General features: G+C 48.8%; 19 protein-coding genes and 2 pseudogenes. 20 read left to right on the forward strand and 1 reads right to left on the reverse strand.

Annotated elements, in window-relative coordinates; translation table 11 throughout:
* Nucleotides 1–5 precede the first annotated feature (5 nt).
* The 19 genes and pseudogenes from DWZ60_RS09535 (at nt 6) to DWZ60_RS18665 (ending at nt 17,830) form a co-directional block, all read left to right on the forward strand.
* Entirely contained in the window at nt 6–275 is a 270-nt protein-coding gene (locus DWZ60_RS09535; RefSeq protein WP_082424512.1) for a spore coat associated protein CotJA, read from the forward strand.
* A 105-nt stretch (nt 276–380) separates the two neighbouring features.
* Nucleotides 381–551 (forward strand): spore coat protein CotJB, encoded by a 171-nt coding sequence (locus tag DWZ60_RS19840; RefSeq protein ID WP_330415203.1) that lies wholly within the window; start codon nt 381–383, stop codon nt 549–551.
* Between the two features lie 3 nt (nt 552–554).
* Complete coding sequence (locus DWZ60_RS09545) at nt 555–1,208, forward strand: manganese catalase family protein (RefSeq protein WP_055218834.1); 654 nt, start codon at nt 555–557, stop codon at nt 1,206–1,208.
* A gap of 165 nt (nt 1,209–1,373) precedes the next feature.
* Nucleotides 1,374–1,664 carry a phage holin family protein gene (locus DWZ60_RS09550; RefSeq protein WP_117510326.1) on the forward strand — a complete coding sequence of 97 codons (291 nt, stop codon included), beginning with the start codon at nt 1,374–1,376 and terminating at the stop codon, nt 1,662–1,664.
* Between the two features lie 61 nt (nt 1,665–1,725).
* The gene (locus DWZ60_RS09555) at nt 1,726–2,838 is read left to right on the forward strand and encodes an N-acetylmuramoyl-L-alanine amidase (RefSeq protein ID WP_119221575.1); all 1,113 of its coding nucleotides are present in this window, start codon (nt 1,726–1,728) and stop codon (nt 2,836–2,838) included.
* Between the two features lie 186 nt (nt 2,839–3,024).
* Nucleotides 3,025–4,014: a hypothetical protein gene (locus DWZ60_RS09560; RefSeq protein WP_119221576.1), complete on the forward strand. Its 990-nt coding sequence runs from the start codon at nt 3,025–3,027 to the stop codon at nt 4,012–4,014.
* A 5-nt stretch (nt 4,015–4,019) separates the two neighbouring features.
* Nucleotides 4,020–4,871, forward strand: coding sequence for a glycerophosphodiester phosphodiesterase (locus tag DWZ60_RS09565; RefSeq protein ID WP_147342011.1), 852 nt, complete (start codon nt 4,020–4,022; stop codon nt 4,869–4,871).
* A gap of 30 nt (nt 4,872–4,901) precedes the next feature.
* Nucleotides 4,902–6,134 (forward strand): FtsW/RodA/SpoVE family cell cycle protein, encoded by a 1,233-nt coding sequence (locus tag DWZ60_RS09570; protein ID WP_243038279.1) that lies wholly within the window; start codon nt 4,902–4,904, stop codon nt 6,132–6,134.
* 95 nt (nt 6,135–6,229) lie between these two features.
* Complete coding sequence (gene acpP / locus DWZ60_RS09575) at nt 6,230–6,463, forward strand: acyl carrier protein (RefSeq protein WP_022462712.1); 234 nt, start codon at nt 6,230–6,232, stop codon at nt 6,461–6,463.
* A gap of 142 nt (nt 6,464–6,605) precedes the next feature.
* Nucleotides 6,606–8,057, forward strand: a complete 1,452-nt coding sequence (gene gltX, locus DWZ60_RS09580; protein WP_022462713.1) for a glutamate--tRNA ligase — start codon at nt 6,606–6,608, stop codon at nt 8,055–8,057.
* On the forward strand, nt 8,054–9,874 hold the full coding sequence (locus DWZ60_RS09585; RefSeq protein WP_119221577.1) for an ATP-dependent helicase: 1,821 nt from the start codon (nt 8,054–8,056) through the stop codon (nt 9,872–9,874). Before gltX ends, DWZ60_RS09585 begins: the two co-directional genes overlap by 4 nt.
* Nucleotides 9,875–10,024: 150 nt before the next feature.
* Nucleotides 10,025–11,017, forward strand: a complete 993-nt coding sequence (locus DWZ60_RS09590; RefSeq protein WP_022462715.1) for a 2-hydroxyacid dehydrogenase — start codon at nt 10,025–10,027, stop codon at nt 11,015–11,017.
* Nucleotides 11,018–11,180: 163 nt separating this feature from the next.
* A complete protein-coding gene (locus tag DWZ60_RS09595) occupies nt 11,181–11,540 on the forward strand; it encodes a zf-HC2 domain-containing protein (protein WP_022462716.1) in 360 nt (119 codons plus the stop codon).
* Entirely contained in the window at nt 11,537–14,212 is a 2,676-nt protein-coding gene (gene polA, locus DWZ60_RS09600; protein WP_117802565.1) for a DNA polymerase I, read from the forward strand. The genes DWZ60_RS09595 and polA overlap by 4 nt, the downstream gene beginning before the upstream one ends.
* Nucleotides 14,213–14,246: 34 nt before the next feature.
* Nucleotides 14,247–14,846: a dephospho-CoA kinase gene (coaE, locus tag DWZ60_RS09605; protein ID WP_022462718.1), complete on the forward strand. Its 600-nt coding sequence runs from the start codon at nt 14,247–14,249 to the stop codon at nt 14,844–14,846.
* Complete coding sequence (locus DWZ60_RS09610) at nt 14,833–15,630, forward strand: MBL fold metallo-hydrolase (RefSeq protein WP_119221578.1); 798 nt, start codon at nt 14,833–14,835, stop codon at nt 15,628–15,630. The genes coaE and DWZ60_RS09610 overlap by 14 nt, the downstream gene beginning before the upstream one ends.
* An 85-nt stretch (nt 15,631–15,715) precedes the next feature.
* Nucleotides 15,716–15,988: an ACT domain-containing protein gene (locus tag DWZ60_RS09615; protein ID WP_022462719.1), complete on the forward strand. Its 273-nt coding sequence runs from the start codon at nt 15,716–15,718 to the stop codon at nt 15,986–15,988.
* Nucleotides 15,989–16,007: 19 nt separating this feature from the next.
* Nucleotides 16,008–17,370 (forward strand): annotated as a pseudogene (locus tag DWZ60_RS09620) (PFL family protein).
* Between the two features lie 226 nt (nt 17,371–17,596).
* Nucleotides 17,597–17,830 (forward strand): hypothetical protein, encoded by a 234-nt coding sequence (locus DWZ60_RS18665; protein ID WP_055267335.1) that lies wholly within the window; start codon nt 17,597–17,599, stop codon nt 17,828–17,830.
* Here the strand turns inward: DWZ60_RS18665 and DWZ60_RS18135 are convergent.
* A pseudogene (locus DWZ60_RS18135) lies at nt 17,751–17,933 on the reverse strand (IS66 family transposase); the annotation flags it as partial. The gene DWZ60_RS18665 and the pseudogene DWZ60_RS18135 sit on opposite strands and share 80 nt — an antisense overlap.
* Nucleotides 17,934–18,411: 478 nt before the next feature.
* Here DWZ60_RS18135 and DWZ60_RS09635 point away from each other — a divergent pair.
* Nucleotides 18,412–20,277, forward strand: coding sequence for a GAF domain-containing sensor histidine kinase (locus tag DWZ60_RS09635; protein WP_119221579.1), 1,866 nt, complete (start codon nt 18,412–18,414; stop codon nt 20,275–20,277).
* Nucleotide 20,278: the final 1 nt, after the last annotated feature.

Below are 20,278 nucleotides of genomic sequence, written 5' to 3' on the forward strand. Positions count from 1 at the left end.
ATGGTATGGATTCATCCCGTATGAATCGCGGCTGCTGCGGTGCGAACAATATGCAGAACCGCCGCGCCGCTTCAAACAATATGGAACTGAAGATGGAACCAAGGAATTTCCCGCGGAAAATGCAGCATGTAGATCATATGATACCTGCAATGGCGTACGTTCCGATGCAGCGGTTTGAACAGATCTATGATCTTTCCGCTGCATTAAAAAATGGAACCTTATTCCCGGAACTCTGTAAACCATTCTGTGGAAAGGGAGGAGGACAGTGCCTATGATGCCGCAGATGCCATCCCGCGAAAAGATGCTCGCCTGGATTGATCAGGTCAGCTTTGCTGTTGTTGAAATGAACCTTTACCTCGACACCCACCCGGAGGATGAAGATGCACTTGCCTTTTCCGGGAAAAGTGGAGCTTCGAAAAGAAGCACTGAAACAGTACGCAGAACAGTACGGCCCGCTCACGATCGATACCGCCAACGACCGCATGAGCCGTTCTTTCGAATGGGTTATGCAGCCATGGCCGTGGGAAGTCAACCGGAAAGGAGGGTGCTGACGGATGTGGAATTATGAAAAACGCCTCGAGTATCCTGTAAACATCACGACACCAAACCCCAAAATCGCCCAAATTATCATGAGTCAGTATGGTGGACCGGATGGAGAGATGGGCGCATCCATGCGGTATCTCTCTCAGCGTTTCACAGCACCGAACCGAATTGTAGCGGGGGTGTTGAATGATGTTGGTACCGAGGAATTAGCTCATCTCGAAATGGTATCCACGATCGTTCATCAGCTTACCTGTAATCTTTCGCTGGAAGAAATTCAGAATTCCGGTTTTGCTAATTACTATGTAGACCACACAGCCGGAATCTGGCCACAGGCGGCTGGCGGAGTTCCGTTTAATTCCTGCGAATTTCAGTCGAAAGGCGATCCGTTAACAGATCTGTTCGAAGATCTCGCAGCAGAACAGAAAGCCCGGTCAACGTACGACAACATCCTTCGATTGGTAAAAGATCCGGAGGTGGCTGATCCGATTCGTTTCCTGCGGGCGCGTGAAGTTGTGCATTTCCAGCGTTTTGGTGAAGCACTGCGTTCTGTACAGGATGAATTGAATTCGAAGAACTTTTATGCGTTTAATCCGTCGTTTGATGCAAAGACTTTCTGTGCGGCACCGCAGCCAGGGGCAGGTCAGGGGAATTGCTGCACAAGATAGTAAATTAAAAATCAAAGAACAGCACACCACTGGAAAATCCCATCTGAAAAACAGGTGGGATTTTTTGGGTTTACAGTAAGAAAATCTTATCCAGTCGTAAATCATTATCCCATCATAATATAGAAAAAAGACTTTCAAAAACAGAACAGTCAGAAAGGATGTTCCATGGAAGCAATGAATTATGTAAAGCCCGAACTCATCGTCGTTGCGTTCGTGCTGTATTTTTTCGGTGTTGCTTTGCGGCAGTCGCAGGCGGTGAAGAATAAGTACATTCCGCTGATCTTAGGCGGCATCAGCATGGTGCTGTGTGCGGTTTGGGTGATGGCGACGAGTGAGATTGAGACGGCGAAGGAAGGGGCGATGGCGGTTTTTACGGCGGTCACGCAGGGGATTCTGGTGGCAGGGCTGAGCAATTATGTGAATCAGATTATCAAGCAGATCCATAAGCCGGAGTGAACGGCGCTTCAAAAAATCTGTGTTATGCCGGAGCAGTCTGAACCGTCAGAAAGGGGAGAATATGAGAATTGATCGGTCGTATCTTGGAAATCAGAATACGTATGCGGAAAACAATCCCAAATGTATCGTAGTCCACAACACCGACAACTTCGCAGCAGGTGCCGATGCGCGGGCACATGCGAGAGCACAGCATGACGGGAATTTCCAGAACATTTCCGCACACTATTACGTCGATGACGGTGACACAGCCTACCAGGCGGCACCGCACAGCCGGGGGTGCTGGCATGTCGGCATTAATTACGGCGGAAAAAATCTGTTTCAGCAGTACGGCAACAAGAACAGCATCGGTGTGGAGATGTGTGTGCAGGCCGGGTATAATTATGAAAAAGCATTTGAGAATACTGCGGCACTGGTGCGGGAGATCATGCGGGAGACGGGGATTCCGCTGGAAAGAGTCTATCGTCATTATGACATCTGCAGCAAATACTGTCCGAGCCAGATCATGAACCGCGGTGACTGGGACCGCATGAAGCGGATGATCGGAAGCGGTGCAGGGAGCACAGGAACGGGAACAGCAGGCAGCGGAACAGGAAAAACGTATGCGCCCGGGATCTATCAGGTGCAGACAGCGGCCCTCAACATCCGTCAGGCACCGGATGCGGACAGCAGGATTGCCGGAACGATCCGGGATCAGGGAAGCTACACGGTGACGGAAATCCAGAACACAAGCTGGGGACGGCTTCTCTCAGGGGCAGGCTGGGTCAACTGCCATACAGCGTATTGCCGTTATGCCGGTCCCGCAAAAGAAAAATCGGCAGAGACAGCAAAGTCATCCGGAAAGACAGTCGCAGAGGACGGAATCTGGGGCGAAAATCTGACGCGCCGTCTGCAGGAACTTTTCGGCACACCGCAGGATGGAAAAATCAGCAATCAGCTGGCCGTCAACCGGAAATTCTGTGATGGCATCACAGCCGCCGAGTGGGACAGTACGCCAAAAGGCGGATCGGCCCTTGTAAAAGAAATGCAGAAATGGGCATCGGCCGGCATGGACGGCTATATCGGTCCGCAGACAATTCTCGCCTGGCAGAAAAAACTCGGCACGCCGATCGACGGCACAGTAAGCAGCCCATCCGTCATGGTAAAAAAACTGCAGAAGTGGTGCAACCAGAAATAGAAAAAAGAATACTCAAAGACCCGGTTTTGTGTTATACTGGAAGATAGTTTAAAATGAACAGAAAGAAAAGAGCTTCAAAAAAGACTCGAAGTGTCAAATGTAAAATACAAAAGAGAAAAAATAAAGGTAATTTTTGCATACAGATTCATCGGGGGAATTGCGGCTGACAGGAGAGAACAACAGCAGATGAGAAAAAAGGCAGTAAAAAATGCAGGAATGATACGAATTTATCTGAATATGGCATGGAAACTTTTGCAGAAAAACCTGCTTAGCATCGTGATATTTGAGACGGTCTACCGCCTGTTTTCCAGCCAGCTGGTTTCAAGACTCGCCAATGCGGCGATCAACTTTTCCTTAAAACAGCTGGGAACGAGTTATATGACATCGGAAAACTTCAACAAGATCATGCTGCATCCGCTGACCCTTCTGTTGATTTTTGGAATTCTGCTTGTTTTCTTTTTCTGTATGCTGTTTGAAATCTATGCTGTCATGGCGGCTCTGGAGGCCTCCTGGAAACGAAAACGGATTTCCGTTCCTGTCATGATGCTTGCCGGCGGAAGAGGAGCTGCACAGTTTGTGCGTGCCCGCCCGTGGACCTGGTTTTTATACATGGTAGCGAGCTTCCCGTACCTTTGGCTGCACAGCAGCTACAGCGCCATCCGCAGTATGAAACTGCTTCAGGTTTCCCTGACGAAGATTTTCAATGCCTTCCCGGCATACTGGATCCCGGTGGTGCTGACGATTCTGCTTGTCGCGTTCTCGTTTGTGTTTTCCTACACCATCCCGTTCCGGTGCATGATGACGGAAAAAGAGAAAAATACCCATCTGCGGGTGCGCCAGACACTGGAAAAACGCGTGCTGCGTGAGCTTGGCATCAACGTCTTTTTCCAGGTGATGATTTTTCTGATTACGTGGGTTCTGTATCTGATTTTCGGAACGGCTGTCGTTGCCTATGCAAAGCTGGTGAAAACGCCGTCTACCGTTGTCAGTACCGTCATCGTCTACGGTGACTGGGTCAAATCGACGATGAGCCTGATCGGCGGAGCGTTCGGCCTTGTCGGAAGCATTACGTATCTGTATCTGATTTTTATCCGTTCCTCCCGAAAGGCTACCAGAAGAGCCGGACAACGAAAAAGCCGAGCTCGAAGCTGGTACGCACCTTCTGCGGTCCGGTAACGGCGGTGGTTCTCACGATCGCCATGCTGGCGGGAGAAACGGTTTATCTTGTATATGCCATGCGCGCAACACGTGCAGAGGCAACGGCTTCCTCCCAGTATATTTCGGTGTCAGCGCACCGGGGCGGAGCCAGAAAAGCACCGGAAAATACGATGAGCGCGATCAAATATGCAGTGGACAGCATGTCGGATTACGCGGAGATCGATGTACAGGAGACGAGTGATGGTGAGATTGTCCTTATGCACGACACAAATCTGAAGCGGACAACCGGTCTGAATGCCAGCATCTGGACCCTGACCTACGATGAAATCAGCCAGCTCGATGCCGGTGTACGATTCAACAAAAAATTCCGCGGCGAGCAGATTCCGAAGCTGGAAGAAGTCATCGCGTACGCGAAAGGAAAAATCAACCTGAATATCGAAGTAAAATACAACGGCCACAACCAGAATATTGTCAAAAAAGTGGTGAAAATCATCGAGGACAATGACTTTGTGGATCAGTGTGTGCTGACTTCCATGAACTACAATTTCCTCAGGCAGGCAAAGAAAATCAATCCGGATATCAAGACCGGGTATACGATGAAAATGTCGTACGGAGGCCTGGAGGATATGGACGCGGCGGACTTCTTTTCTGTAAAATATACGTACATCACAGAAAGCTTTGTAGAGCATGCGCACAGTCTTGGTAAAGAAGTCTGTGCCTGGACGCTGAATTATCAGGGAGATATGCAGCGGATGGTCAACTGCGGCGTGGACAACATTATCACGGACGATCCGGAGCTGGTGCGTAAGGTTATCCTCGGAACGACCGACCGAAATCCGGGCTTTGTCAGCCTGCTTGGCTATGCACTGAAATAAATGGAGGAAAACAATGGAGGTGGAAACTTCATGGCAGAGAAAGTAAACATGCCATCCCAGAAGAAAGAAAAGAAGAAAAAGAGGAAGAAAAAACTTCCTTCGGATTTTTATGATTATAACCTGCTGGTCTGCACTATTTTGCTGGTCAGCTTCGGACTGATTATGCTGTACAGCGCGAGTGCCTACGAGGCGGCCAGTACATTCAAGGGAAATGATATGTATTATTTCACGCATCAGGCGGGGCTTTCTGCTATTGTTCTGGTGGGGATTGTGATATTGTCGAAGTTTGTAGATTATCATAGTGTATGGTTCCAGCGGATTGCAGCACTGGTATACTGGGGAAGTCTCCTTCTGATGGCAGCGGTAAGGTTTACGCCGCTTGGTTATGAAGCCTACGGGGCGAGAAGATGGCTCCGGATCGGCGGTGGCAGTCTTCAGCCTGCGGAGATTGGAAAGCTGGGGCTGATTCTGTATTTGCCATACATTATCCTGAAGATGGGAAAAAATATGCGTACCATCCGCGCAAAAGCAATTGTCCTCGGACTTGGCGTGCTGCAGGCGCTGGCTGCGTGGATTCTGACGGACAACCTGAGTACCGCCATTATTCTGGGACTCATCGCCTGCGTCATTTTGTTTCTGGCGGACCCGGAGGTAAAATTTTATGCGCGTGTGATTCCGGGCGCGGCGGTAATTGGCGTTTTTGCGATTATCATTTTAAAAAATAATCTGCAGATCTTTGAAAGAATAGGCGGTGACTTCCGGTCGAATCGTATCTATGAATGGCTTTCCGGAGGCAGCTATCAGATTCTGCAGGGACTTTATGCGATTGGATCCGGTGGATTTCTCGGAAAAGGACTTGGCAACAGTACGCAGAAGATTACAACAATTCCGGAAGCACAGAACGATATGATCTTCTCGATCATCTGCGAGGAGCTTGGAATATTTGGCGCGATTCTTGTATTGCTGCTGTTTGGCTACCTGCTGTACCGTCTGTTTGTGGTTGCACAGAATGCGCCGGACGCGTATGGAATGCTGATGGTGAGCGGCGTTTTTGCACATATTTCCATTCAGGTTATTCTGAACCTGTGCGTTGTTCTGAAACTGATGCCGGCAACGGGAATTACCCTTCCATTTATCAGTTACGGAGGAACATCGGTGCTCTTTATCCTGACGGAAATCGGCATTGCCCTGTGCGTCTCCCGCTTTATTGTGTTCCAGGATGGAAAGAGCGGAGAAGGAGAGGCACAGGCGGAAGAACAGTAAAAGTAGAAAAATCTATTGACAAATGCCGGAATAACAGATACACTTTTTTCGAAAGAAATACTGGCTGCCGGGTAGAGGCAGGAAGGAGCAGAACAATGTTAGAAAAGATAAAAGAAATTTTAGTAGAACAGCTCAACTGTGATGCAGACAGCATCAACGAAGATACCTCTTTTAAAGATGACCTGGGTGCAGATTCCCTGGATCTCTACGAGATGGTTATGGCATTAGAAGACGAGTACGGAATTGAAATCGACACCGACGAACTGACAGACCTTTCTACCGTCGGCGACTTTATGGAATATTTGAAACAGCACGGCGTAGAGGTCTGAAAAAGAGCATTGCCGCTGGCAAAAGTGGAAGGATGGTGCAGCTCGGAAGAAACGCCGGGCTGTTTTCCATTCTAAATAAATGGTGGAAGGGAACAGACAAAAGGATTGTTCCAGAAAAACCAGAAATCAGGAGAAAAGAAAAATGAGCAATGTAAAAACAAGATTTGCACCGAGCCCGACAGGCCGGATGCATGTAGGAAATCTGCGTACTGCCCTGTATGCGTATCTGATCGCAAAACACGATGACGGAACCTTTATGCTCCGTATCGAGGATACCGACCAGGAGCGTTTTCAGGAAGGCGCACTTGATATCATCTACCGTACCTTAAAAGAGACCGGCCTGGTACACGACGAGGGACCGGACAAAGACGGCGGCTGCGGCCCGTACGTACAGAGCGAGCGTAATGCAGCAGGTCTGTACCTGAAATACGCAAAACAGCTGGTAGAGCAGGGTGACGCTTATTACTGCTTCTGTGACGCAGAGCGCCTGAGCCAGTGCAAGCGTAACGTAGGCGGAAAAGAAATCTCGATCTACGACAAACACTGCCTTGGTCTTTCCAAAGAGGAAGTAGAGGCCAATCTGGCAGCCGGCAAACCGTACGTCATCCGTTTCAATATGCCGACCGAAGGAACCACAACCTTCCACGATGAGATCTACGGAGACATCACCGTAAACAACGAGGAGCTGGAAGACCTGATCCTGATCAAATCCGACGGATATCCGACCTACAACTTCGCAAACGTCATCGACGACCATCTGATGGGTGTAACCCACGTTGTCCGCGGTAATGAGTATCTGTCCTCATCCCCGAAATACAACCGTATTTACGAGGCATTCGGCTGGGAAGTTCCGGTTTACGTACACTGTCCGCTGATCACCAACGAGGAGCATCAGAAGCTGTCCAAACGCTGCGGCCATTCTTCTTATGAAGACCTGATCGATCAGGGCTTCTTAAAAGATGCCATTGTCAACTTCGTAGCCCTTCTTGGATGGAGCCCGGAAGGAAACCGCGAGATCTATTCTCTCGAGGAGCTGGTAAAAATCTTCGATTACCACCACATCAGCAAATCTCCGGCCGTTTTCGATATGACAAAACTCCGCTGGATGAACGGCGAGTACATGAAGGCAATGGACGACGAGAAGTTCTATGAGATGGCGCTTCCGTATATCCAGAAGACAATCCACCGTCCGCTCGATTTTAAGAAAATTGCAGCCATGGTAAAAACAAGAATCGAAGTATTCCCGGATATTGCAGACCTCATCGACTTCTTCGAGGAAGTTCCGGAATACGACGCTTCGATGTACACTCACAAAAAGATGAAGACAAACGAGGAGACCTCCCTTGCACTTCTTCAGGAAGTAAAACCGCTGCTGGCAGCGCAGGAAGATTTCAGCAATGATGCTCTCTTTGAGATGCTCAGCGCATTCGGAAAAGAAAAAGGATACAAGACCGGTTATATTATGTGGCCGATCCGTACCGCTCTTTCCGGAAAACAGATGACACCGGCCGGCGCAACGGAAATCCTTGAGGTTCTGGGAAAAGAGGAGTCTCTTGCCCGCATCGACAAAGCGATTGAGAAATTATCCAAATGATATATAATAATTCACAGAAAAAAGCGGTGATGCATACCACCGGCCCCATGATGGTCCTTGCCGGACCGGGGTCGGGGAAAACCGCAGTGATTACGGGGCGGACCTGCCAGCTTGTAACGAGCGGCATTTCCGCCTCTCGTATTCTTGTCGTAACATTTACGCGTGTGGCGGCAAAAGAGATGAAGGAGCGGTATTTGAAGGCGATGGGAAAGACGAGTACCCAGGTCACCTTTGGAACGTTCCACGGGGTATTCTACGCGATTCTGCGCCATACGTATCGCATGTCCGGCAACAATATTTTAAGCGAGGAAGAGAAAAAGCGGCTGATGCGCGAGCTGGTCAACCACTATGCCAGAGACCTGGAGGAAGAGGATCTCGAGGAAAATCTGGCGCGCGAAATCAGCACTGTGAAGAACAATCAGATCCCGCTGGAACATTACTATTCCGCCTGTATGCCGCAGGAAAAATTTCGCGAAATCTATGAGGCGTATGAGAAATGGCGGAAGGAGAACAAAAAACTCGATTTCGACGATCTGATGGTGCAGTGCAAACGTCTCTTTCTGGAGCGGCCGGAGGTCCTTTGCGCCTGGCAGCAGAAATTTCAGTATATCCTGATTGACGAGTTTCAGGACATCAGCCCCGTGCAGTATGAGATTGTGCGGATGCTGGCGCTGCCGGAAAATAACCTCTTTATTGTCGGGGATGACGATCAGTCGATTTATCAGTTCCGCGGGGCCAAGCCGGAGATCATGCTGAATTTTCCGAAAGATTACCCGGGCGCGGCGCAGGTAGTGCTCGATAAAAATTACCGTAGTACGGAATTTATCGTGAAGCGGTCCCAATGCCTGATCCACCACAACAAAAAGCGGTATGAAAAGGCGATTTCCACCGACAACGAGAAAGGCGCTCCGGTTGCAATCCGGGGATATAAGAACCCGCGCGAGGAGATGCGTGCCGTTGCCGAGGAGCTGCGGGAGGCGGAGAAAAACGGCTGTCCGTATGAAGAGATGGCGCTTTTGTTCCGCACGAATCTTGGCTGCCGGACAGCAGTAGAGGAACTGATGGAAGCACAGATCCCGTTCCAGATGCGGGATGCCCTGCCGGATCTCTATGACCACTGGATTGCGAAAGATCTGCTGACGTATCTGAATCTTGCGATGGGAAGCCGGAAGCGCGGCGAGTTTTTAAAGATTGCCAACCGCCCGAACCGTTATCTGTCGCGGGATGCCTTTGAGGAGGCGACTGTTTCGTTCGATGCACTTCTGGAATATTACGAAGAAAAAGACTGGATGTGCCAGCGGATCCGCAAACTGGAGCAGGATATCACGACACTGACGCATTTATCGCCGTTCGGCGCGGTCAATTACATCCGCTATGCGATCGGCTATGAACAGTATGTGAAGGAATATGCTGCATACCGCCATCTGAAAGAGGATGATCTGATTTCCGTTTTGGACGAGCTGCAGGAGGCGGCAAAGACCCAGAAAAGCATCGAGGGCTGGTTTGCACATATTGAGGAATACCAGCAGAAGATGAAGGAAAAACAGAAGCAGCGCGCAGAGAGTGCGGAAGGAGTTATGGTTTCCACCCTGCACAGCGTCAAGGGACTCGAGTACGACAAGGTCTATCTTCTTGACGTCAACGAGGGTGTAATGCCGTATCAGAAAGCAGTCCTTGCGGAGGCGATCGAGGAGGAGCGGCGGATGTTCTACGTCGGAATGACGCGCGCCCGGAAAGAGCTGACGCTCTGTTACGTGGAGGAACGGTTTGAAAAGAAAGTCGAGCCGTCCCGGTTCCTGGACGAGGTGATCCAGTAAATTTGTACTGTTGTGAAAGATGTTGAAAATAAATTTACTAATTGATAAAATTTTAACAAATAATACATTGACAAAGTTTTAACAATGAAGTATAGTAATACCTGTAAGCGGGAACAATAAGATGACCGCAAAGCGAGGAGGAAAAACATTATGAAAATTTTATTTTACGATACCCAGAGCTACGACAGAGAATCTTTCGACCGAACCAAAGAGCAGTTTCCAGAAATTGAAGTGGAATATTTAAAAACCGGCCTTGCTGCAAGAACCGCTTCCCTGGCAAAGGGCTACGATGCCGTGTGCGCCTTCGTAAACTCCGATGTCGGAACAAAAACCGTAGAAGCACTGCATGAGGCAGGCGTCAAGCTGATCCTGATGCGTTGCGCAGGCTTCAACAACGTAGATTTAAAGACAGCTGCAAAATACGGCATTGATGTACGCCGTGTACCGGGTTACTCCCCGGAGGCTGTAGCTGAGCATGCGATGACACTGGCCATGACGGTCAACCGCCACATGCACAAAGCATATACGAAAGTAAGAGAAAACGACTTCAGCCTGGGCGGACTGATGGGATTTAACTTCTATCAGAAGACCGCCGGAATCGTCGGAACCGGAAAAATCGGTGCGGCTATGGCAAGAATCTGCCGCGGTTTCGGCATGAAAGTTATTGCTTACGATGTATACCAGAATGAATCCTTAAAAGATTTTGTTACGTACGTAACTCTTGATGAACTGCTGGCACAGAGTGATCTGATCTCCCTGCACTGCCCGCTGATGGACAGCACATACCACATGATCAACCGCGAGAGCATCAAAAAGATGAAAGACGGCGTGATCCTGGTCAATACGTCCCGCGGAGGTCTGGTAAAGACAGACGACCTGATCGAGGGAATCCGTGCAAGAAAATTCTTCGGCGTCGGCCTTGACGTATACGAGGAGGAAACCCCGAACGTATTCGAGGACCGTTCCGATGAGATTCTGGAGCACTCCACCACAGCACGTCTCCTGTCCTTCCCGAACGTTATGATCACTTCACATCAGGGATTCTTCACCGAGGAAGCACTGCGTGCGATTGCAGAGACCACACTGCAGAATGCACTGGATTTCGAGGCAGGAAAAGAGACCCCGAACATTGTCCGTGCATAATGGAAATCCACTAGAAAACAGTTATCTTATAAGAGAACAAGAGACAACCCATTTTCGGCGGGTTGTCTCTTTTAAATTATGAGAAAATAGTGTATGATGGTAGATAGCAGAAAAAATGGCCAGAGGAAAACACTGGCCGGATACAAAAGGAGAGCAGGATTTTATGGACTGTAAAGAAGCAGAAAAATTAATACAGCCATACGTGCAGGGAAATATGCCGGAGAAAGAGATGGAACCGTTTATTTCCCATATCCGGAAATGCCATACATGCCACGAGGAACTGGAGACATATTTTATTGTGAACCGTGCGATGGCATATTTCGAGGATGACGCGCCCGATTCCTACAATCTGACAGGACTTCTGGAACGCGATCTGGAGAAAAAAGAGGAAGAAGCGAGACACCGCCGGTACAAAGATACGTTTTTCCGGGTGCTGATGCTGATTCTCGTTCTGTTTCTGGTGCTCCTGGCTCTGCACTATTTTGAAGTGATAGAATTACCCTGGCTGAAAGGATTATTATGAGTGATAAAATCGTATTACTGGACGGACACAGTATTCTGAACCGGGCTTTTTACGGCGTACCGGATCTGTCCAATGCAGAAGGACTGCACACGAACGCCGTATATGGATTCCTGAATATTCTGTTTAAAATTCTCGATGAGGAGCAGCCGCAGTATCTTGCCGTGGCGTTTGACCTCCATGCACCGACATTCCGTCACAAAATGTATGACCAGTACAAGGGAACGAGAAAGCCGATGCCGCAGGAATTGCGCGAACAGGTCCCGGTGATCCAGGAAGTGCTCGCAGCAATGGACATTGAGATTGTCACAAAAGAGGGCTATGAGGCGGATGATATCTTAGGAACGCTCGGCCGCAAATGCGAGGCGGAAGGGATGGAAGTTACGATCGTATCCGGAGACCGCGACCTGCTGCAGCTTGCAACGGACCACATTCTGATCCGGATTCCAAAGACCGTAAAGCGTGTGACGACGATTGAAAATTACCACACGGCAGAGGTGCTGGAAAAATACAGTCTTCTCCCGAAACAGATCATCGATCTGAAAGCGCTGATGGGCGATACCGCAGACAATATCCCGGGTCTGCCGGGTGTCGGCGAGAAAACCGCGACGAAAATCCTGCTGCAGTACGAGACACTGGAAAATGCGCATGCACATTTCGAGGAGATCAAACCGAACAAGGCAAAAGAAGCGATGCGTGATCATTATGATCTGGCGGAATTAAGCAAAAAACTTGCAACGATTGATACCGATGCGCCGGTGGAGCTCGACCGTGAAAAAGCGGCACTCTCGAATTTTTATACACCAAAAGCGTATGAGATGTTCAAACGTCTGGAGTTTAAGAACCTGCTGGGCCGCTTCGAGGAGACGAATGCAGAACCAGAGGATGCCGTCTTTCTGCGCACCGTAACGGATTTTTCCGAGGCGGAAGAACTCTTTGAAACCATCGCGAAGGAGGAGAAGGCAGGAGCCGCTCTTCTGACAGAAGAAACCCCGAAGGACGGACCGATGGCAGATCGGAGCCGTTCACTTGTCGGTATGGCAGTTGCGTATGGAAGCGGAGAGCCGGATGTTGTTTACTTCCCAGCAGAAGGTTTCCTGACCGGAGATTATTTAAAAGAAAAATTGACTGAGCTGCAGAAGCAGATTTCGGTTTTCTGCGTCATGGACGGAAAAGAATTTCTGAAGGATATGCCGGACGCCGATGAAGCCCATCTGTTTGATGCCGGAATTGCCGCGTATTTATTAAATCCATTGAAATCACAGTATTCGTACGATGATATCGTAAAAGAGTACGTACACCGCTATGTGCCGGCAGTGGAAGAGATCTTCGGCGGAAGCAAGATTCCGGCCGCAGGAAAGATGACGCCGGAACAGCAGGAGTCGTATGCAGGTTATCAGGCGTATGCTGTATTTGCCGCACAGGAAAACATGGAAAAGCTGCTGAAGGAGCAGGGCATGTGGGATCTGTACCGGAATGTGGAGATTCCGCTGGTGTTTACGCTCCGTCAGATGGAAGCGGATGGAATCGCCGCAGAAAAAGAAGCACTTTCCGTTTACGGAGCTGAGCTGGCGGAGCGGATCAGAGAGCTGGAGGCACAGATCTACGAGGAGGCCGGCGAGGAGTTCAACATCAATTCCCCGAAGCAGCTCGGCGTGATTCTGTTTGAAAAGCTGCAGCTTCCGGGCGGCAAAAAGACCAAGACGGGTTATTCCACCGCCGCCGATGTGCTCGAAAAGCTCGCACCGGATCACAAACTCGTTGCCGATATTCTGGAGTACCGCCAGCTTGCCAAACTGAAATCGACGTACGCCGACGGTCTGCAGGCCGTGATCGGGAAAGATGGAAGAATCCATTCGACATTTAACCAGACAATTACCGCGACCGGCCGCATCAGCAGTACTGATCCGAATCTGCAGAACATTCCGGTGCGGATGGAGCTTGGCCGTCTGATCCGGAAAGCCTTCGTGCCAAAGCCTGGCTGTGTCTTTCTGGATGCCGACTATTCCCAGATTGAGCTCCGCGTGCTGGCCCATATGTCGGGCGATGAAAACCTGATCGAGGCGTACCGCGAGGCGGAGGATATCCACCGCATGACGGCATCGAAAGTGTTCCATGTGCCGCTTGAAGAGGTAACACCGCTGCAGAGAAGAAATGCGAAGGCGGTCAACTTCGGTATCGTATACGGCATCAGTTCGTTCGGTCTGGGCCAGGATCTCGGCATCAGCCGGAAAGAGGCAGAGGCCTATATCCAGCAGTATTTCGAGACGTATCCGGGTATTCATGAGTTTTTGAACCGCTGCGTAGAGGATGCCAAAGAGAAAGGCTATTCCGTGACGATGTTCGGACGCAGACGGCCGATGCCGGAGCTGAAATCGAGCAACTTTATGCAGCGGTCATTCGGCGAGCGCGTTGCGATGAATGCGCCGATCCAGGGAACGGCGGCGGATATTATTAAAATAGCGATGATCCGCGTGGCGAAACGGCTGAAAGAGGAGCAGTTAAAGACCAGACTTCTTCTTCAGGTACACGATGAGCTGCTGCTGGAAGTGCCGGAAGACGAGCTCGAAAAGGCAGAACAGATCCTGGAAGAGGAGATGACCGGGGCAGCACATCTGGCTGTCAAACTCGAGATCGATATGCACACAGGAAACAACTGGTACGAGGCGAAATAGCGCACTCATACCAGGAGCGAAAGGATACAAAAGAATGAAAGTTTTTGGAATTACAGGCGGCGTGGGCGCTGGAAAAAGCGAAGTGCTCACGTACCTTGGACAGAATTATGATGCAACGGTGATCCAGGCGGACGAGGCAGGTTACCTTGTGATGCTGCCGGGCGGCGAATGCTATGGAGAGATTGTGAAGCTGTTCGGCAGACAGATCACCACAGAGACCGGCGAACTTGACCGGAAACGGATTGCTGAGATCGTTTTTCAGGACGAAGAAAAGTTAAAAGCCCTGAATTCGATCGTTCATCCGGCGGTAAAACGGTATATCAAAAAAGCCATTGCAGCCGCGGAAAAAGCAGGGACGGAATACGTCTTTGTGGAGGCCGCACTCTTAATCGAAGAAAAATATGATGAAATTTGTGATGAACTGTGGTATATTTATGCGGATGAAGAAGTCCGGAAGGAGCGATTGATCGAAGGACGCGGCTATTCCGAGAAGAAAGTTCGCGAAATCATGGCAAATCAGCTTTCCGAGGATGAATTCAGCAGCCACTGCGATTTTGAAATCGACAACAGCGGCGATTTTGAGGAAACAAAAAAACAGTTAGACCATAGGATGAAAAAATATGAAACTTTGTAGTATTGCAAGTGGTTCGAGCGGAAACTGCATTTTCGCGGGAAGCGAGACCACAAGCCTTCTGATCGATGCGGGCATCAGCGGAAAGCGCGTGGAGGCGGGGCTGGCTGTTCTCGATCGCAGCGCGAAGGAGCTGGACGGCATTCTCGTGACACATGAGCATTCCGATCATATCCAGGGCCTTGGCGTGCTGGCGCGCCGGTATGGTATTCCGATTTACGCAACGGATGGAACAATTCAGGCGATGCAGCAGACGAAGAGCCTTGGAAAGTTCCCGGAGGGGATTTTCCACACGATTCACGCGGATGACACGTTTACGCTGGGTGATATCGCCGTACATCCGTTTACGATCTCCCACGATGCGGCAGAGCCGGTCGGCTACCGCATGGAATCCGGCGGGAAATCGATTGCGATTGCGACGGATCTTGGCGTTTACAGCGATTACACGGTTCAGAATCTGACCGGGCTGGATGCCGTTTTGTTAGAGGCAAATCACGACGAGAACATGCTTGCGGTCGGACCGTACCCGTATCCGTTAAAACAGCGGATCGCCGGGGCGAAAGGCCATTTATCAAACCTGGCGGCAGGCCATCTCCTCTGCGAGATTCTGCACGACAATCTGCAGGAAGTGCTGCTCGGCCATCTGAGCAAGGAAAATAATTACGAGGCACTGGCCTTTGAAACCGTGGCCTGCGAGGTCACAACGGGCGATAATCCGTACCGCTCGGGCGATTTTCACTTGGCTGTCGCAAAAAGAAGCGAAGTATCACCATTAATAGAAGTATAAAGCTACATACCATGTTTTTCGCAAGGCCGCCATTACCGGTTTTTCCGGGGCTTTGACATAAAACCAGAAAAAGGAGAATGGAAACATGAAGAAGACAATTATCACTGTCGTAGGCAAGGACACCGTTGGCATTATCGCAAAGGTATGTAATTATCTGGCAGAGAACCAGGTAAACATCGAAGACATTTCTCAGACGATTGTGCAAGGATATTTCAACATGATGATGGTAACGGATGTCTCCAAGAGCGAGAAATCCAACGCAGAGCTTGCAAAAGATCTGGAGGAGCTTGGAAGTTCCATCGGCGTTGTCATCCGCTGCCAGCATGAAGATATTTTCAATATGATGCACCGTATCTAAAGCGAAGGAGAAAAACGACATGATAAATCTGTTTGAAGTAAAGGAAACGAACGAGATGATCGAAAAAGAGAATCTGGACGTTCGTACCATTACCCTTGGAATCAGTCTTATGGACTGTATCGACTCCATCTTGACAAGCTGAACCGCAAAATCTACGACAAAATCACGACGACTGCCAGAAATCTGGTTTCCGTAGGTGAGGAGATCGAGGGCGAGTTCGGTATTCCGATTGTAAACAAGAGAATTTCCGTTACCCCGATTGCCTTAGTCGGCGCAGCAGCCTGCAGAACGCCGGAGGATTTCGTGACGATTGCACAGACTCTGGACCGTGCGGCAAAAGAAGTCGGCGTCAATTTCCTCGGCGGCTATTCTGCTCTGGTAAGCAAAGGTATGACGACAGCAGATGAGCTTCTGATCCGTTCTATCCCGAGGCACTGGCTGTGACGGATTTTGTCTGCAGCTCCATCAACCTTGGCTCCACTAAAACCGGTATCAACATGGATGCTGTCAAACTGATGGGTGAGATCATCAAGAAGACGGCGGAGGCAAGCAAAGAGAACAACTGCCTTGGATGCGCAAAACTCGTTGTTTTCTGCAATGCACCGGACGACAACCCGTTCATGGCAGGCGCTTTCCACGGCGTAACCGAGGCGGATGCCATCATCAATGTCGGCGTTTCCGGTCCTGGTGTTGTCAAACATGCTCTGGAAAAAGTACGCGGCGAGAACTTTGAGGTACTCTGCGAGACGATCAAGAAGACGGCGTTTAAGGTAACGCGTGTCGGACAGCTCGTTGCACAGGAGGCTTCGAAACGGCTGAACATTCCGTTTGGTATCATTGACCTTTCCCTGGCACCGACTCCGGCGATCGGAGATTCCGTTGCGGATATCCTTGAGGAGATCGGCCTCGAGCACGCAGGTGCACCGGGAACGACAGCGGCGCTGGCGCTTCTGAACGATCAGGTGAAAAAGGGCGGTGTTATGGCATCTTCCTATGTCGGCGGTCTCTCCGGCGCATTCATCCCGGTTTCTGAGGATCAGGGTATGATCAACGCAGTCAACGACGGCGCACTGACCATTGAAAAACTCGAGGCAATGACCTGTGTCTGCTCCGTAGGTCTTGATATGATCGCCATCCCGGGAGACACGAAAGCATCGACCATCTCCGGAATCATCGCAGATGAGCTTGCCATCGGTATGGTCAACCAGAAAACAACGGCAGTCCGCCTGATCCCGGTCATCGGAAAAGGCGTGGGCGAGACCGTAGAATTCGGCGGCCTCCTCGGCTATGCACCGATCATGCCGGTCAACAACTTCTCCTGCGAGGCATTCGTCAACAGAACAGGAAGAATCCCGGCACCGATTCATTCGTTTAAAAACTAAAGAGAAAGCTGAAAAGCCGGCAGTGATCCTGAATGGAAAGGATCGCTGCCGGCTTTTTTACCATCTGCGCAAATAAAAATAGTAATTTTAAGGAATGTATAGTATGATATATTACATACTGATAATTTTACTTGCAACCCATAAAAAGTGTAAGAAAAAATGAATTATTACGGGGAACTTCAGCGATAGCAGCCGTTGTTCTAGCAATACCTCTGCGGATGTGCATGTGAAGGCCGCCATAGAAAACACAAAGTATTATTTGAACAAAAACGGCAAAATGCAGACTGGCTGGCAGAAGATCGGTGGAAAATGGTATTACATGGATAAGAACGGAGCGCTGCAGGAATCTAAATGGATCAGCGGAATTTATTATGTAAAAGTCGATGGGCAGTCCGTTCGTCTGATGAAAGACCGGAAAGCTTTCCTTCCTCCCGGTAAATCGCACGGATCGGGTTCATGATGAGGTACAAAACAGACTGTTTCCTCAGATCTTTCGGTATGACCTCCAGTGCCTCATGGAACTTGCGCCTGTAATGTACCCAGCACCCTGCGATCTTCAGATCTCCAAAATATGATGTTCCTCAACTTCGACTTTTCAGGCACAAAGCGGTAACATCTGGATATGGCATCTGGAAGCTGTTTTCATTCTTTTTGCCGATCTGTTTTTTCTTTTTGGCTGCTCTTATTGGACAGCACGATCTGTTCCATCATCAGCTGCATCTTATCATTGCGGGTCTGTGTCTGTTTTGTCAGTTCCTCCATCTGATCCTGAAGACAGAGAAACAGAAGAAAATATATCTGCCGAAAGTCCATTTCCGTTTTTGATACACATCACTGGAACTTCGGGCACAGTTGCTGTTCTTTTTTACCTTTTAACGCTAAAGGTAATGTTTTTCTTGTGTGCAGTAAAGTGTTAGAGTATAATAAAACCAGTTTTTTTGCATAAGTTTAGGCGGAGAATCCTGCCGTAGCAGGATCCTTTCTTACGGTGTTATTTCACAGACGTAACCATAATAGTTTTACTGCAGGGGGGGATAGAAAATGAAAACAAAAGAGATTCAGGAACTCTATCAAATAAAATTACATAGTATGGACACGATCCTGCATCAGATATCGCTTATGGATCAGGTGGAAAATGAGCAGGAGCTGTCAGAAATCATTCACTCTTTGTTGCAGGCGATTGGAAACTATACAGGGGCAGACCGGGTATATGTTTTTGACTGGGAAACCGATCAGAAGGACAGTCTGAGCAATACATTTGAATGGTGTGCCGATGGAGTGGCACCAGAGATAGATAACCTTCAGGCAATCCCGGTCAGTTCGATGCCGAACTGGGTGAAACGATTTGAAAACAAGGAAGTAATCGTGATTCATGATCTGGAAGCGACAAAAAATTCTGAACCGGAAGAATATGAATTGTTAAAAACACAGGAAATATGTTCCTTGATTGCGGTGCCGATTTATGCCAATCATCAGATGAATGGATTCATCGGGGTAGATAATCCTGATTTGAGGCAGAATGAGATTTCCATTACACTGCTGTCTGATGTTGGCGGACATCTTGGATGTGTGAGGGAAAATCTGAAAAGTACGGTACTGTTGAAAAAGGCTCTTGATGAGGCGACAAAGAGGTCAGAGATTATTGCCGCAATTGCTACGTTGTATGTAACAATCGTACAAGCCAATGTTAAAGAGCGGACATATGAGCTTTTGAAAGGCCATGACCTTGTGCAAAAAATCCTTGGACAAAAGGGGAAAATTGATGATGTTATGGAAAGACTTCCAACAGCATTTGCCGCCCAGGAAGAGAGAGAAAAATACCGGGAGTTTCTTGACTTTGATACATTGACAGAGAGACTTCGTAATACGAATTCTGTTTCGATTGAATTTATGGGAGTAAACGGAGAATGGCGGCTGGCCAGATTTATTGTAAAGAGCAGAGATGCACATGGAAACGCTGTGGATGTGCTTTATGTCGTACGAGATATTACGGAAGAAAAATCACGGGAACTCATGTATCAGAAACAGTTTAAGGAAAGCATGGAAGATGCTCATCGCGCGAATCTTTCAAAAACAGCCTTTCTCCGGCGTATGAGCCACGATATCCGTACACCGCTAAACGGAATTGTGGGGATGATCCATATCGCTGAAAAATATAACAATGATGTGGTCAAGTTAAGGGAATGCAGGAAGAAGGTACTTCAGTCCGCCGATTATCTGCAAAATCTGATCAACAATGTCCTGGATATCAGCAAACTGGAATCCGGTTCCCTTGTGTTGGAACATAAATCCTTTGATCTGGCAGAACTGTTAAGGAATAATCTGACAGTTGTTGCAATGAGTGCTTATGAGAATGGTGTAAGATTTGAAGGCGGCGTGGAAGCAAGCACAATCCGCCACAGATATTTGATTGGAAGTCCGGTACATCTGAGCAGGGTTTTAATGAATCTTTCTTCCAATGCGATTAAATACAATCATTTTCATGGAACAGTGAATGTTCATTGCGAAGAATTATCGGATGATGGGAATATAGCTGTTTTTCAGTTTGTATGTTCAGATACCGGTCTTGGTATGAGTGAAGAATTTCAAAAACATGCGTTTGATGCTTTTGCGCAGGAAGGCAAACAGTCAACTACAACATTCAGTGGCTCCGGTCTGGGACTTTCGATTGTCAAAGATATTGTTGAACGGATGGGTGGAACGATAGAACTGGAAAGCGAAGAAAATGTAGGAAGCACGTTTACGGTTACGGTTCCATTTGAAATAGATTATTTGGTTGAAAATAATGATTCACAGAAGGACAGCTACTCACAGGATATGGATCTGTCAGGAAAACGGGTGCTTCTTGTTGAAGATAATGTCATTAATATGGAGATAGCCATGCAATCCTGGAGGAGGAGCATCTGAA

The organism is Blautia sp. AF34-10, from assembly GCF_003477865.1.
Taxonomy (GTDB): Bacteria; Bacillota; Clostridia; order Lachnospirales; family Lachnospiraceae; genus Fusicatenibacter; species Fusicatenibacter saccharivorans.

Coding starts and splice junctions, on each gene's coding strand:
- DWZ60_RS09535 (WP_082424512.1), top strand. CDS start 6: ATGGATTCATCCCGTATGAATCGCGGCTGCTGCGGTGCGAACAATATG.
- DWZ60_RS19840 (WP_330415203.1), top strand. CDS start 381: ATGCACTTGCCTTTTCCGGGAAAAGTGGAGCTTCGAAAAGAAGCACTG.
- DWZ60_RS09545 (WP_055218834.1), top strand. CDS start 555: ATGTGGAATTATGAAAAACGCCTCGAGTATCCTGTAAACATCACGACA.
- DWZ60_RS09550 (WP_117510326.1), top strand. CDS start 1,374: ATGGAAGCAATGAATTATGTAAAGCCCGAACTCATCGTCGTTGCGTTC.
- DWZ60_RS09555 (WP_119221575.1), top strand. CDS start 1,726: ATGAGAATTGATCGGTCGTATCTTGGAAATCAGAATACGTATGCGGAA.
- DWZ60_RS09560 (WP_119221576.1), top strand. CDS start 3,025: ATGAGAAAAAAGGCAGTAAAAAATGCAGGAATGATACGAATTTATCTG.
- DWZ60_RS09570 (WP_243038279.1), top strand. CDS start 4,902: ATGGCAGAGAAAGTAAACATGCCATCCCAGAAGAAAGAAAAGAAGAAA.
- acpP (WP_022462712.1), top strand. CDS start 6,230: ATGTTAGAAAAGATAAAAGAAATTTTAGTAGAACAGCTCAACTGTGAT.
- gltX (WP_022462713.1), top strand. CDS start 6,606: ATGAGCAATGTAAAAACAAGATTTGCACCGAGCCCGACAGGCCGGATG.
- DWZ60_RS09585 (WP_119221577.1), top strand. CDS start 8,054: ATGATATATAATAATTCACAGAAAAAAGCGGTGATGCATACCACCGGC.
- DWZ60_RS09590 (WP_022462715.1), top strand. CDS start 10,025: ATGAAAATTTTATTTTACGATACCCAGAGCTACGACAGAGAATCTTTC.
- DWZ60_RS09595 (WP_022462716.1), top strand. CDS start 11,181: ATGGACTGTAAAGAAGCAGAAAAATTAATACAGCCATACGTGCAGGGA.
- polA (WP_117802565.1), top strand. CDS start 11,537: ATGAGTGATAAAATCGTATTACTGGACGGACACAGTATTCTGAACCGG.
- coaE (WP_022462718.1), top strand. CDS start 14,247: ATGAAAGTTTTTGGAATTACAGGCGGCGTGGGCGCTGGAAAAAGCGAA.
- DWZ60_RS09610 (WP_119221578.1), top strand. CDS start 14,833: ATGAAACTTTGTAGTATTGCAAGTGGTTCGAGCGGAAACTGCATTTTC.
- DWZ60_RS09615 (WP_022462719.1), top strand. CDS start 15,716: ATGAAGAAGACAATTATCACTGTCGTAGGCAAGGACACCGTTGGCATT.
- DWZ60_RS09635 (WP_119221579.1), top strand. CDS start 18,412: ATGAAAACAAAAGAGATTCAGGAACTCTATCAAATAAAATTACATAGT.